Here is a 13,065-nt window from a genome sequence, read left to right on the forward strand (position 1 = left end):
AAGCTGCCTACCGGCTTATTGGCATCATTGGTAAGGTGATACCAGCCAAGAGAGGAGACTTCTCATGAAAAAGATTCTGGGTATTCACCGCAGCCCCCACGCCCACTGGGTAGGCGATGGCTTCCCCGTGCGCAGCCTGTTCACCTACGACGACCTGGCCCGCCAGATCAGCCCGTTCTTGCTGCTGGACTACGCCGGCCCGCACGACTTCACCCCTACACGTGACCGACGCGGCGTCGGCCAGCACCCGCACCGTGGTTTCGAAACGGTGACCATCGTCTACCAAGGCGAGCTCGAACACCGCGATTCCACGGGGGCCGGTGGCTTGATCGGCCCCGGCGACGTTCAATGGATGACGGCGGCCAATGGCATTATCCATGAAGAATTCCATTCGCCGGCATTCGCCCGCACGGGTGGCACACTCGAAATGGTCCAGCTTTGGGTCAACCTGCCCGCACGTGACAAGCGCGCCGCGGCGGGTTACCAGACGTTGCTTGCCACGGATATCCCGGTGGTGGCGCTGGATGACCAGCGTGGCAGCCTGCGGGTGATCGCGGGTGAATTCCAAGGCCACCAAGGCCCTGCGCGGACCTTCACCGCGATGGATGTCTGGGATTTGCGCCTGAATGCTCAAGCGACCTTGCAACTGCCCGTAGCGGCGGGGCGTAACGCCGCCTTGGTGGTGCTGCGCGGGACTGTGCGGGTCAACGGGGAACGGGAAGCCGGGCCCGCCAGCCTGGTATTGCTCGAGCGTGGCGGTGAGGACGTTGTGCTCGAGGCGCTGGAAGGCGCCAGTGTGCTGCTGCTCAGCGGTGAGCCGATCGATGAGCCGATCGTTGGCTATGGCCCATTCGTGATGAACAGCCAGGCAGAAATCGCTGAGTCGTTCGACGACTTCCATGCCGGCCGGTTCGGGCAGATGCAGGCCGAGGGCAGCTGAGACCGCTCGTCGTCAACTCTGTGCAGCCGATCGAACAGTCCTGGCTGGCCTGTGATCTTCCACTAAGGTGCTAGATGATCCCGCGCACCATCATTGCTCCGGCGCATGGACGGCCGCCTGAGCATGCGCAATATCAATTGGCACCATGCCTGGCAAAGGCGTACCTAAACAACAGGCCATCCAGTACAGAGAGGGTCGTACAATGTCGTTGATAGGCGTTTCAATGCTAGAGATGCGGCAGATGATCGAGCAAGCCTGCCTGCCTGATCGCTGCGAGGTCAGTTGCGCGGATGGCGCCCACCTGACCATCCGCCTGGGCCAGGGGCAGCGCCTCGAAGCGGGCGTTACCCTGACAGGCGTTGCGCTGCAGGACCTCAACAGTTGCCGCGACGTCGTGAACCTGCTTTCGCAGCTTCATGCGCTGCGTGACAAGCCGACCACGCCAATAAGGGCGATTGCCTGAGCCTGCACCTTGTGTCCCGGTCAGCCGAGGCTGGCCGGGCGCACATATTCCGGCATCAGGCCGTTGAACCAAAAGAGGATCATCGACACCAGGATGGTTACCAGCACCAATAGCCCAACCCCCCACACACAGGCGGCGAACAGCATGGCCTGCTCCTTGCGTAACCGCAGAAATGTCTGCAGCCCGCCAAACAGCAGCACGCTGGCATAAGCCGAAGCAGCCAATAGCGCAGTCAGCGCCAGCCAGCGAATCGGCAGCAACCCAACCACCCCCGCGAAAAACCACGGCGTGGCGCAGTAAGCGGCAAAGCCGATGCATTGCTGCAGGCTGGGTTGCGCATCGAAGCCGCGTGACATCCAGCGAATCATCACGCCCATGATCATGACCCCGACCACTGTGGCTGCGTACAGCAGGCCTGCCAACTGCGCCGCGCTGCCAATGCTCAGGCGCACGCGTTCTTCGGCGGCCAGGCTCCAGCCGAACGTGGTGGTGCCGACAAACAGGCAAATGGCAGGGATCAGCGCCAGGGCTAGCAGCCGAGGCAGGTATTGCTGCGGATGGTCCTCTTCGGCGCGGCGTATCTCCATCCAGGCATCGGACGGGCGGGTGAAGAGCTTGAGCAGTGGACTGTTCATGACGGTCTCCAGAAGGCGTGGGCTCTTTCCTATGGAGACGCGCAGTTGCGGGCAGGTTCAGCGCATTTGATCGCCGTTGATCACCTTATTGCAGCTCCAGCAAGAGGTTCAGCCCGCCATCGCCACATTTGCCCTGGTCACGCACCACCCCGCGGTAGGTGCGGCCATCCCAGACGAACGCCACGCTATGGGCGCGATCGACCTTGTCGGGCAGCGGCGGGCAGATGTGCAAGCGAAGGGCAGGGCGGCCCTGCAGGTTGAGGGCGGCGAGTTGGCATTGGCATTCCACGCTCTGGGCGACCGGGCCGAACAACGTATCGCGTACGTAATCCAGCTGCACAAAGGTATTGGGTGCGCGGCCGGGCATTTTCATGGGCATGGGCTCCTTGTGAACGCTGACGCGGCTCCTCTTTAGAAGCCTTTCAGGCCCGGATGTTCAAGTTTTTACCTGATCAGCCCGCTTTGCGCAGGGTCAGGTTGATCCGCCGCTCGCCCATGCGCGGATGCACGCCGGGCTTGATGGGCAGCACACCATGAAAGCGCAAGCGATCCTCACCGCCCCACACCAGCACATCGCCATGGCTCAACGGCACACGCTGGGTCTTGTCCGAGCGCTGCAGCCCGCCCAGCAGGAACACTGCCGGCAAGCCCAGTGAAATCGACACGATCGGCTGGCTGAAGTCCTGCTCGTTACGGTCCTGGTGCAAGCTCAAACGGGTGCCTGGCAAGTAGTGGTTGACCAGGCAAGCGTCGGGCACGAAGTCGTCGAATCCGGCGACGGCCGCAGCGCGGTTTGCCAGGCCGAGCAGCACCGGCGGTAACGCGGGCCAGGGTTGGCCACTCTGCGGGTCGGTCAGGGTGTAGCGGTAGCCGTGCTCGTCACTGACCCAGCCCAGTGCCCCGCAATTGGTCAGTGCGACAGCCATGTGTAGGCCACCAGGCGTGTGCATGTGCCGGAACGGCGCGGCGCGCAGCACCGGGCGCAAAGCGTCTAACAAGGCCTCGAGCTCGGCCAGGGCGAAGCCGGGCAGCAGCACGGTATGGCTCGCCAGGCGTTGCGGCTGGGGGCCGAACAGGTCGAGGTCGGACTGGATCATGGAAGCAGCACCAGGCTTACGGTGTTTCATTCTACCCCGCCTCATGCGCTCCCCGTGTAATCGATGGACTCGCCCCCGCCGAGGCATCACAGTGCCACGGTGGCGTTCAAAGAAGCCAACGGCAGCGAGGGCGAGACCATGAAGAAGCATAGTTCGAAGCACGATCCCCTGTCTTCCACTGATGTGGAGCTTTGCACAACCCTCTGCGTAGACCTGGCCAAACAGGTCTTCCAGTTAGCAGGCGAGGATGCTACCGGTCGGGTGATCTACGAAAATCGCATCAAATCCCGTCAAAATTTCCATGATTTTCTAATCAAGCTGCCAGTGACGGTGACTGTCTTAATGGAGTGCGGTCCTGGTGCGCAAGCCTGGGCCAGACTACTGCAGGCCAAGGGTAATCCGGTTCGGATCCTGCCTGCGCAACGCGTTGCCGAACACCGCAGCGGCGCGAAGAATGACCGTAACGACGCCCATGCCATTTTGCGTGCCGGTCGCGATACCAGTATTGCCTCAATCCCGATCAAGAGCACTACAGCACTGGCTATTCAAGCGCTGCACCGTGTCCGGCGCGGCAACATCAAGCGGCATACAGCGCTGGGTAATCAGATACGTGGCCTGCTGCTAGAGCATGGCGTCTCCATGCCTCAAGGCGATGCGGCGATCAATTCGCATGTGCCACGGGCTCTTGAAGATGCCTCTTTACCTCTGCCCGACTTGTTGCGCGAGTTGCTCGATGAGCTGCTGACTGACTGGCTCTCTCTGGGTGAACGCATTGCGACGCTGAGTAGGCGGCTTGAAGCGACAGCCCAGGAAGATAAGGTCGCACAGCGGTTGATCACCATTCGTGGCGTGGGCCCAATCATTGCCACGGCGATCGTGGCGAAACAGACCGAGCCTAGCCGCTTCGCCAGTGGCCGAATGTATGCCGCCTTCTTCGGTATCGTGCCCGACCAGCACAGCAGCGGAAACAAAATCAGGCTGGGCAGGATGAGCAAGCGAGGTGATGGCTACATACGCAGCCTGATGATCCAGGGGGCGCATGCTGTCTTGAGTCAGCTAAGGCCTGATTCCGATCAGCCAGACGATCACCGCCTTTTACGCTGGCTATCCCGCCTTGGACGCAAGGAGGCGGCGATCAGACTGGCTAATCGAAATCTGCGCATTATCTGGGCCTTGTTGCAGAGCGATCAGGTATATCAGCGCAAACCGAACAGCAACTCGGAGGCTGCTATGAGCCTCTGATCAACCGAGCAATGCCACCGGGGCGCCGAGCGCTCCAACCCCTGCTAGTGAACATTGACCCCTGGTAAGACCGTCGCAGACAGATGCCTCTGCTCCTACAGGCCTGATGAATGGCCTCAATGTAAACGGCACGCTGCGAGCTCACCACGATGTTGGCCAGAAGCAAAAAGCTTCCTCGAATAGGCCTGATACATAGATGCAACCGGGTTCCTAAGTTCAAAAGCAGCTAGACAGTGTGGGCGAGTCCATACATAGGAGCAGCCTTGTGCTGCGAAGAGGCCGGTGAAAACACAGTAAATTTGCGCTGATGTCACCGGCCTCGTCGCAGCACAAGGCTGCTCCTACACAGGGCGGTGAGGTAGCAGGGAAACAATAAAAAGGAACCGCGGCACCAGGGAGAGTGAGCACCGCGGTTCAAGGGGGGAGCAGGTTATTTTTGGGTCACAGTGGCCATGTTCGCGCTGCCCAGCTGGCTGATGGTGGCGGTTTGCGCCATGCCGCTCTGGTCGACGAACGCCTTGTTGCCCTGGCCACCTTGGGTCACGTAGGCGACGTTGATACTGTCGGCCTGCTTGATGGTGGCCTCGTTGCCACTGCCGTAGAGCTGGTTGGTGTAGCTCTGGTTGCTATAGCCGGACTGGTCCAGGTTGATGACGTTGCCGGTGCCCTCGCTGCGGCCGAAGGCATAGTTGTCGGTACCGCGCTGGTCGGCGACCAGGATGTTGTCGGTGCCGTTCTGCTCGAAGAACAGTTCGTTGTTGCTGTCGGCCTGCTTGGTCTGCATCGCGTTGTTGTTGCCGGTCTGGTTCAGCGTGGCCAGGTGGTTGTCGCCGTTCTGCGTCAGGTTGACGCCGTTGCCGTTACCGTACTGGTTGATCACGGCCGTCTGGTTGACGCCGAACTGGCCGCCCATCTTGTCGCCTTTCCAGTTGCTGGCGGTGATCTTGTTGCCGTTGCCTTGGGTGGTCACGGTCAAGTTCAGGTTTTCGCCGTTCTGGTAGGTGTAGTGCAGGTTGTTGTTACCGGTCTGCGAAATGGTGGTGGTCGAGTTGTTGCTCTCGAACTGGTCCGACCAACTGGCGTTGGCCTTGCCTTTTTGCGTGAGGGTGGCCTTGTTAGCGTCGCCGAAGCTCTGGTCGATGTAGCCTTCGTTGAGCTGGCCGGTCTGGGTGACGTTGGCCTGGCTGCCAACTTGTGTGTCTTGCCAGACCTCCACCGAGTTGCCGGTACCGGTCTGGCTGAGGCCGATGGTGCCACCCTCGCCGTCGCGCTGGTCGCCGTAAGCCCAGTTTTCCTTGCCGTCCTGGTAGATCTGGATGTTGCCGTCGTTATGCGTCAGGTGCTCGGCGGCGGCGTAGTTGTCGGCGCCTGCCTGGATGATCATGCTCTGGTTGTTGCTGCCGCCGAAGGTCTGCTCGACGAAGGCTTCGTTGCGCTGGCCGGACTGCTGGGTGGTGGCCTGGCTGCCCAGTTGGCTGTCCTGCCACACGGTCGAGCGGTTTTCAGTGCCTTGCTGGGTCTGCAGCGACTGGTTGTTCTCGCCCAGCGACTGGCTGGCGAAGGCGTCGTTGTAGCTGCCCCCGGCCTGCTGGGTGATCTGGCTGCCATTCTCGAACAACTGCTCGGCGTAGCCTGCGTTGTACGAGCCGGTGGCACTTTGTTGGATATCGCTGGTGCTGTTGGCCTGCACCGCCAGGTGGTTGTGGCCCTTGCCGGTCTGCGACTGGGTGGCCGAGGCGAACGGCGCGAGGGTCTGGGTCACTTCGGCAATGTTTTCCTTGCCGTCTTGAGTTTGGGTCGAGGTGCTGTCGGCAGCCATGACCTGGCCTGCGAGGGCAAGGACGATAGCGGCACTGAGGGGAGCGAGCTTGAACATGGTGGTGCCTCCAGGTCTATCGGTATTGGGTGATCTGAACATGCTGGCCATTGCCGGCTTGGGTCACGGAGCTGTTGAGGCCCGTGCCGGACTGCACGATGTTGGCGCTGTTGTTGTTGCCGATCTGGTCGATGGCAGCGCTGTTGCTGCTGCCGCTCTGGCGGATCGACGCGCTGTTGCCATATCCCTGCTGGCTGATGCTGGCCATCAGGTCACTACCTTCTTGCAGGATGTACGCCTCTTGCGCGCCCCCGGCCTGGACGATGCGGCCCAGCAGGGCCTGGCCGTTCTGGTCGAGGGCGGCGCGGTTGCCCGTGCCTTGCTGCTCGATCACCGCTGCCTGGCCGGCGCCGACCGGTAACAGGCGGATGATCACGGGGTCGCCGAGGTCATTGCCGGCCGCAAGGTCGGCGTTGTCCATCAGGTCCTCGGCCCAGCTGGCCTGGCCCGCCAGGGCCAGGCAGAGCAACAGTGGATACAGGCATTTCATGGCGTTCTCCCGCCTTCTACTGCACGACGACGTTGACGGTGCGTGTGGTCCCTGGGCTGGTGGTGATGGTCGCCGTCGGCGCGGCGGTCGGGATCACCGTGGTGCTGTTGCTGACCGCCAGGCGCCAGCGCCCGGTGACCGGTACGGTAGTGGTGCCCAGGGTTTGCACGCCGGTGGTAGTGGTGACACGTACGGTCACAACGTTGCCGGTGGTCACCGACGAGGTGCCGCTGATGTCCCAGTTGTACCGGTTGTTGGAGCGTGCCGTGACCGTGGCTGCGGTGACCGCGAAGGTCTCGGCGGCTGGGCGTGGCGACACGTTGACCGTGACAGTACCGGCGTTGGACAGCGCCCCCAGCGAGTCACGAACCTGGTAGGTGAAGGTGGTGGTAAAGGCCGCCGTCACCGTGGCCGGTGGGGTGTAGGTCACCGTCGTGCCATCGGTGCTGACGGTGCCTCGGCCGGCAGCGGGTTGTGTGACGGCGGCAACGGTCAACGGCAGGTTGCCTTCCGGGTCTGTGTCGTTGGCCAGCACGTTGATGGTCAGCGGCACGCCCAGGGTGGCGACCGTTTCCGGGTTGGCCGTCGGCGCTTGGTTGGGGGCTACGTTGATGGTCACCGTGGCCGGTTCCGACTTCAGGCCTTTGGCATCCACCGCCCGGTAGTTGAAGGTGGCCACCAGCGGTTGCGTGGCACCGGCGGGTGGGGTGTAGGTGACCGAGGTGGTGCCGTTGAGCACGACGCCGCCAAGGCCGGTACCGGGTTGGGTCAGGTCGCTGATGGCCAGCGGTACGTTGCCGTCCGGGTCGCTGTCGTTCAGCAGCAGGTTGAGGGTCAGCGGGATGCCGACACTGGTGCTGCCGACATCGGCCTGAGCCAGCGGCGGTTGGTTGGCGGCCTCGACCGGCGCATTGCCGACCACGATCACCGGTTCCACATCGCTGCCGCCATGGGCCGACTTGACGGTGACAGTGGCCGGCGGCTGTGCCAGGTCATTCACGGTCAGGCTTTGCAACGTGCCCGATTTGGACATCCGGCCATAGCCTTGGGCGAGCATGTCGGGGATGGCCACTTCGTCGCTGGAGCGGGCCTCGATGAACAGGCGCTTGTTGGCCCAGTCGTAGCGTGCGGTGCTGACCTTGACCACGTCAGTCAGCTTGCTCGACAGTGCGGTCGGCTGGGTGCCGGCAGTGCTGTTGCTGGCAGTCACCACCACCACGGCGGGCGGCACGGCCTGGCCGAACTGCTGGCTGAAGAACAGCCCGTTGTTGTCTGTCAGCAGGTTGAACTGGCAAGACGAAGGCGGCGTGCCGATCAGTGCCAGGCCATTGCGCATGCACAGACTAGCGTCATGCGGCGCCTTGGCGAACACCTCCACACGGGTGCCGGAGCCGTTGCGCGAGTAGGTGGCGCGCTCCAGGGTCACCGGCGTTTGCGCACGTTGGTCGAGCACCTTGCCAGACACCGTGAACAGCGACGTTTCGATGCGCCCGGGCGGGCCGTCAATACGGATGAAGTTGGTGTTGAACGGGCTGCCGATCACGGTCTCGGGCCTGTTCGGGTCACCAATGAAGGTGTCGGTGGCGCCGGTGTCTGGGTTGACCTCCAGGTACGGCCCGCCAGCGCCTCTTAGCCATGGGCCCAGCGCGCCGTTGAGCGCACCGGTGAAGTTACCAGGGGCACCGATGCCGATGTCACGGGTGATGTTGATCGCGCGCCGGCCAGGGGTGGTGACGTTGACCGTCTCGACACCGTAGGGGTGGGTAATGGTGTAGACACCGGCCCGGGGTACCGAGACGCGGATGCGGATGCGGGCAAAGCTCTGCTGGTCGCCATCCACCGGGTTTTCAGCAGCAAAGGCGGCCTCAAGGCCGGCGACATAGGCGTCCAGCTCATAACCGCTGTTGCCCACTGCCGGGATGGTGGCTTCGGCCAGGAACCAGAACATCTCGGGTGGCCAGTTGTCGGGGAACACCAGGGGTAAGGCGTCGTCGTAGATGCCCGGCTCCGGCAACAAGGTACACATGTAGGACGGTGCACCCGGCGCGCCGGCAACCCGCGAACTGGTGGCGCGTGACTGGCACAGCTCAAGCGACAGGTCGTTGCCGTCCTTGTACCACATCGGGTAGCCGCCGGTGGCGAAGGTGTAGGGCCCGGGGTCGACATCGGACAGCGCGGCGAAGGCAGCGCTGGTGACAGTGAGGGAGAAACCGGCGGCGAACAGCGCACGGCGTGGCCAAGTGTTCATGCTGCCTCCTTGAGGGCTGAGCCTTTGTCTGTTCATGGCACCAGCACCACGTCTTCGCTGTCGCTACCGCCATTGGCGCTGGTGACTTGCACTTTGGCCGGTGGGATGGGCGAAAGGGATGTGCTCAATGTCTTCACCGCGCCGTTACCACTGAGGTTGCCCAGCAACGTGCCGTTGCCGGTGTGGGCGGTGAGGGCGGGCGGGCTGGTTTCGTCACTGGTGCTGGCGACCAGCGTCAGTTGCCCGGTGGACAGGTGGTATTCAGCCTGAGTGATGGTCACCAGGTCGGTCAGTGGCAGGTTGGCCGTGGTCAGGCTGCTGGTCGGGATGGCCACGCTGTTGTCGGCGGTCAGTACCAGCGTGGTGGGCACATTCGGGTTGAGTACCGACTGGGCGTACCAGGCACCGGTGCCGTTGGCTTCGGTCAGGTTCAGGTTTGGCGTCTGGCTGGTCAGGGTGACGGCGGCCGGTGGCGGCGGGGCCATGACGAAGACATCTTGCTGGGCGTGCAGGTCGCCATTCTCGGTGCGCCGCGAGTAGGTGGTGCGCTGCGGCATCAGCGGCGTGGGCAGGGCAACATCGGAAAGCTTGCCCGAGATCGAGAACAGCTCGGTCCGCAGGTCGATGCCCCCCGGGCCTTCGATGCGCACGAAGTTGGTGTTGAACGGGCTGCCGGTCACACGCTCATCCAGGTTCGGGTCGCCGATGAAGCGCTCGCTGCCTTCGGTGTAGGGGCCATTGACGCTGCGCAGGAACGGCCCGACATCGCCTTTGAGCGCGCCGCTGAAGTCGCCAGCGCCAGCGATGCCAATGTCGCGGGTCATGTTGATCGCTCGGCGTCCACCGGCGGGTACGTCAAAGACTTCGACCCCGTAAGGGTGGGTGATCACGTAGGTGCCTGCAGTCGGCACATCGACGCGAATACGCACCCGGGCGAAGCTGACCTGGTCGCCTTCGACCGGCTCTTCGGCGGCAAATGCTGCCTCGATGGCCGTGCCGTAGCTCAGGTCGATGCCCCGTGCAGCGTCGACGATGGCGGCGTCGGCGGTGAACCAGAAGGCTTCGTCAGGGAAGTTGGTGGGGAAGGCGATGGGTTGGGTGTCGTCGAACACGCCGGGAGTGGGTAGCAGTGTGCACATGTACGCCGGCGCGCCGGGAGCACCGGCGACCCTTGAACTCACCGCCTTGGTCAAGCACAGGTCGAGGGTGCGACCATGACTGTCCTGGTACCAGCCTGCAAAGTTGCCATTGGCAAGGTTGTAGGGGCCGGGGTCGACAGCGTTCAATGCAGCCTGTGCCGGGATCTGGAGCATGCCGGCGAAAATCGCCACTGCCAGCGGGTGGGGTATCGGTCGGAGCATGAGTCAATTCCTCCTGCAAACGGGCCCATGGACTTGGGGCGTCTGGGAGGAGATCGGCAATAGCCGTGCCAAACCGAAATAAATGACTCGCAGGCCTCACACAACGGGGGATACGGCCGTTGCGTGGGTTTCTTTTACGGTGATTGCCAATGGGCCCGGTACCCCCAGCATTGGGGAATTGGGTCGGTGGTTGCGACCCACTCGTTTGCCTGTTCAGCCCGCTTTTATGTCGGTGTTTTTGACGATTTGGAGGTGCGTGGTTTCCGTGGTTTTTTCTCGGGACGCTTGCCGGGCTTGAGCTGCCAACGGTCGGCATTGGCGAGTAGGCGTTCCTGGATGTCGGGCGGGTAGTCACTCAAGGTGGTGGGTGGAGGTACTGGTTTGCCGGGCAAGCCGGCCTCGCGAATCACCTTCGGCCAGCGTGGTCGCCAGCACAGCAGCAGGCTGAACCAGTGCGCGGTGCCGACAATGACGAAAGCGGGCCAGACCATGAGCAGGGCGAGTTTGAACAGCCAGCTGCTTTTGCGGAAGAAGCGGCCGAGGCCTTCGAATTGGGCGCTGAATGCCTGGATGGGCGAGGGCAGTTGGGTGCTCAGACGGGGGCGGGGGACGGCGTGAGGGCCTTCTTCCATGTAGCGGCGGATGAACTCCCATTCGTCGCGGAGCTCGCTGCCGCCTTGGCCTTGCTTGCCGAGCAGGGCCATTTCCATGTGGGGGAGGCCGGTAAGGCTGGGGTGCCAGACCAGACCTAGTCTCATGCCCACGCTTAGTGAGTCGTCCTTTGGATACAGGCCTGTGCTTCCGGTTGTTCTCCAGGGGAAAGTTACGATGCCGCCGCAATAACTTGGTCGATGGAGGTGGACCTGTTGGGTTTTTCGATTGAAGCGAATGAGTAAGTGACGGCTGGTCAGCATCTCCAAACGTGTAAGTTGTAAACCGTACTTAAGATAAAAATAGATAATCGCGCAATCCATGCTTGTCATAAGCAGTATTAGTATGACGTCGATGAGCGAGATTTCATAAGGAGATAGTATGTCTAGATAGATTGAGTAAAGCGTTGTTATAGCTCCGGTATAGAGTATCGGAATTAAACTCCCTAAGGTCATGAGGGTGATTAATCCTCGCTTCTCTTCAGTGGCCCCGCAACGCATTTCCAGATAGGTTTCATTGAGTGCGAATATGGGGCCCCTTGTGCGGGGTGCTTCGCTGACGGAGCGGAAATGAACGTCCTCTTCTAAGTCTCCTTCATAAAAATCCTCGTCGGCACGTTTATCCGATGAGCTTCTTTCGCTGTCGAATTTGTTACGCGCGACCTCTGATTCTGTGGCCATTCGCCATAGGCCGCACTCCACAATATACATTACAGGGCCTCGCTGATTAAGCGGGGGCGTTGAGCGGGGTTTCCACCTAACGCAGGGCGGTAGCTGCATGTGGTTCGCCTGCGCTGGTCGAGCGTGTCGGTCATGGATGACATCAGACGAACGCCTTCGGCTTTTTGGGCGTACGCGGTTTGCGTGGTTTCTTCTCGGGACGCTTGCCGGGTTTGAGCTGCCAACGGTCGGCATTGGCAAGCAAGCGCTCCTGTATGTCTGGCGGGTAGTCACTCAAGGTGGTGGGTGATGGCACTGGCTTGCCGGGCAAACCGGCCTCGCGGATCACCTTCGGCCAGCGTGGTCGCCAGCACAGCAGCAGGCTGAACCAGTGCGCGGTGCCGACGATGACGAAAGCGGGCCAGACCATGAGCAGGGCGAGTTTGAACAGCCAGCTGCTTTTGCGGAAGAAACGGCCGAGGCCTTCGAATTGGGCGCTGAATGCCTGGATGGGCGAGGGTAATTGGGTACTCAAACGGGGGCGGGGGACAGCGTGTGGGCCTTCTTCCATGTAGCGGCGGATGAATTCCCATTCGTCACGGAGTTCGCTGCCGCCTTGGCCTTGCTTGCCAACGAAGGCCATTTCCATGTGGGGGAGGCCGGTACGGCTGGGGTGCCAGACCAGGCCTAGTCTCATGCCTACGCTGAGTGAGTCGTCCTCAGGGTAGATGCCTGTGCTTCCGGTTGTTTTCCAAGGGAACGTTACGATGCCGCCGCAATAACTTGGCCGATGGAGGTGGACTTGCTGGGTTTTTCGATTGAAGCGAATAAGCAAATGGCGACTGGTCAACATTTCCAGTCTGGTTAGACGAACGCCATACTTCGAATATAAGTAAATGATGGTCGCAGAAGCGGATAACATTATAAGGGTGGTGAGTATCGTAATTGGGGAGCGGGTTTCATGGTCGGTTATGTCTAACCATATGAAACCAATGGTGATGGTTATTGAGATAAGGGCGGCCGGAGCTATCCCGCCGAGAGTTGCGAGCGTAATGAGGCCGCGCTTTTCTTCAGATCCTCCACAGCGCATTTCTAGAAATATTTCGTTAAAAGCAAAAACCGGACCTCTTGCATAAGGCCTTTCGCTGACAGTTTGGAAATGAATCTCTTCCTCCAGGTCGCTCTGATAGAAATCTCGATTAGCGCGCTTCTCTGCTGACGTCATTTCTAGTTCAAGCGATTTGCGTGCCGACTCTGATTGGGTTGCCATCCGCCAGAATCCCCATTCGATCAAATACAATTTAAGACCTCGCTGAAAACCGAATTTAGGTCGTCCAAAAAATCCTATTGTTCCGGAGCAGTTGGCGACGGGGGCTGTTGCGTAGCGCGGAGCGGTAGCCGGT

At 61.4% G+C, this 13,065-nt stretch carries 12 protein-coding genes; 3 read left to right on the forward strand and 9 right to left on the reverse strand.

Annotated elements, in window-relative coordinates:
• The first annotated feature begins 64 nt into the window (after window positions 1–64).
• Together HU764_RS11260 and HU764_RS11265 are read left to right on the forward strand one after the other, a co-directional pair.
• Window positions 65–940, forward strand: coding sequence for a pirin family protein (locus HU764_RS11260; protein ID WP_099454251.1), 876 nt, complete (start codon window positions 65–67; stop codon window positions 938–940).
• A 202-nt stretch (window positions 941–1,142) separates the two neighbouring features.
• Window positions 1,143–1,403 (forward strand): DUF1652 domain-containing protein, encoded by a 261-nt coding sequence (locus HU764_RS11265; protein WP_186678283.1) that lies wholly within the window; start codon window positions 1,143–1,145, stop codon window positions 1,401–1,403.
• Window positions 1,404–1,423: 20 nt separating this feature from the next.
• On the opposite strand, the gene HU764_RS11270 is transcribed toward HU764_RS11265, so the two are convergent.
• The 3 genes from HU764_RS11270 to alkB form a co-directional block, all read right to left on the reverse strand.
• Window positions 1,424–2,038, reverse strand: a complete 615-nt coding sequence (locus HU764_RS11270; RefSeq protein ID WP_027593366.1) for a Yip1 family protein — start codon at window positions 2,036–2,038, stop codon at window positions 1,424–1,426.
• Between the two features lie 85 nt (window positions 2,039–2,123).
• Complete coding sequence (locus HU764_RS11275) at window positions 2,124–2,411, reverse strand: hypothetical protein (RefSeq protein WP_027593365.1); 288 nt, start codon at window positions 2,409–2,411, stop codon at window positions 2,124–2,126.
• Window positions 2,412–2,490: 79 nt separating this feature from the next.
• Window positions 2,491–3,135 (reverse strand): DNA oxidative demethylase AlkB, encoded by a 645-nt coding sequence (gene alkB / locus HU764_RS11280; protein ID WP_027593364.1) that lies wholly within the window; start codon window positions 3,133–3,135, stop codon window positions 2,491–2,493.
• A 183-nt stretch (window positions 3,136–3,318) separates the two neighbouring features.
• On the opposite strand from alkB, the gene HU764_RS11285 reads away from it, so the two are divergent.
• On the forward strand, window positions 3,319–4,377 hold the full coding sequence (locus tag HU764_RS11285; RefSeq protein WP_186683367.1) for an IS110 family RNA-guided transposase: 1,059 nt from the start codon (window positions 3,319–3,321) through the stop codon (window positions 4,375–4,377).
• A 430-nt stretch (window positions 4,378–4,807) separates the two neighbouring features.
• Here the strand turns inward: HU764_RS11285 and HU764_RS11290 are convergent, their stop codons facing one another.
• From HU764_RS11290 to HU764_RS11315, 6 genes are all read right to left on the reverse strand, one after another.
• Window positions 4,808–6,253 carry a curlin gene (locus HU764_RS11290; RefSeq protein WP_186704249.1) on the reverse strand — a complete coding sequence of 482 codons (1,446 nt, stop codon included), beginning with the start codon at window positions 6,251–6,253 and terminating at the stop codon, window positions 4,808–4,810.
• Window positions 6,254–6,269: 16 nt separating this feature from the next.
• Window positions 6,270–6,743, reverse strand: coding sequence for a curlin (locus HU764_RS11295; RefSeq protein WP_027593362.1), 474 nt, complete (start codon window positions 6,741–6,743; stop codon window positions 6,270–6,272).
• 16 nt (window positions 6,744–6,759) lie between these two features.
• The gene (locus HU764_RS11300) at window positions 6,760–8,991 is read right to left on the reverse strand and encodes an Ig-like domain-containing protein (RefSeq protein WP_186704250.1); all 2,232 of its coding nucleotides are present in this window, start codon (window positions 8,989–8,991) and stop codon (window positions 6,760–6,762) included.
• A gap of 32 nt (window positions 8,992–9,023) precedes the next feature.
• The gene (locus HU764_RS11305; RefSeq protein WP_186704251.1) at window positions 9,024–10,352 is read right to left on the reverse strand and encodes a hypothetical protein; all 1,329 of its coding nucleotides are present in this window, start codon (window positions 10,350–10,352) and stop codon (window positions 9,024–9,026) included.
• A gap of 224 nt (window positions 10,353–10,576) precedes the next feature.
• Window positions 10,577–11,713 (reverse strand): DUF6708 domain-containing protein, encoded by a 1,137-nt coding sequence (locus tag HU764_RS11310; RefSeq protein ID WP_186715131.1) that lies wholly within the window; start codon window positions 11,711–11,713, stop codon window positions 10,577–10,579.
• 112 nt (window positions 11,714–11,825) lie between these two features.
• Window positions 11,826–12,962, reverse strand: a complete 1,137-nt coding sequence (locus tag HU764_RS11315; RefSeq protein WP_186715133.1) for a DUF6708 domain-containing protein — start codon at window positions 12,960–12,962, stop codon at window positions 11,826–11,828.
• Window positions 12,963–13,065 lie beyond the last annotated feature (103 nt).

This window comes from Pseudomonas kermanshahensis (assembly GCF_014269205.2).
Taxonomy (GTDB): domain Bacteria; phylum Pseudomonadota; class Gammaproteobacteria; order Pseudomonadales; family Pseudomonadaceae; genus Aquipseudomonas; species Aquipseudomonas kermanshahensis.

Excerpts from the sequence above, each read along its gene's own strand:
- HU764_RS11300 (WP_186704250.1), bottom strand. The coding sequence starts at position 8,991 with ATGAACACTTGGCCACGCCGTGCGCTGTTCGCCGCCGGTTTCTCCCTC.
- HU764_RS11305 (WP_186704251.1), bottom strand. The coding sequence starts at position 10,352 with ATGCTCCGACCGATACCCCACCCGCTGGCAGTGGCGATTTTCGCCGGC.
- HU764_RS11265 (WP_186678283.1), top strand. The coding sequence starts at position 1,143 with ATGTCGTTGATAGGCGTTTCAATGCTAGAGATGCGGCAGATGATCGAG.
- HU764_RS11260 (WP_099454251.1), top strand. The coding sequence starts at position 65 with ATGAAAAAGATTCTGGGTATTCACCGCAGCCCCCACGCCCACTGGGTA.
- HU764_RS11275 (WP_027593365.1), bottom strand. The coding sequence starts at position 2,411 with ATGAAAATGCCCGGCCGCGCACCCAATACCTTTGTGCAGCTGGATTAC.
- alkB (WP_027593364.1), bottom strand. The coding sequence starts at position 3,135 with ATGATCCAGTCCGACCTCGACCTGTTCGGCCCCCAGCCGCAACGCCTG.
- HU764_RS11310 (WP_186715131.1), bottom strand. The coding sequence starts at position 11,713 with ATGTATATTGTGGAGTGCGGCCTATGGCGAATGGCCACAGAATCAGAG.
- HU764_RS11295 (WP_027593362.1), bottom strand. The coding sequence starts at position 6,743 with ATGAAATGCCTGTATCCACTGTTGCTCTGCCTGGCCCTGGCGGGCCAG.
- HU764_RS11270 (WP_027593366.1), bottom strand. The coding sequence starts at position 2,038 with ATGAACAGTCCACTGCTCAAGCTCTTCACCCGCCCGTCCGATGCCTGG.
- HU764_RS11290 (WP_186704249.1), bottom strand. The coding sequence starts at position 6,253 with ATGTTCAAGCTCGCTCCCCTCAGTGCCGCTATCGTCCTTGCCCTCGCA.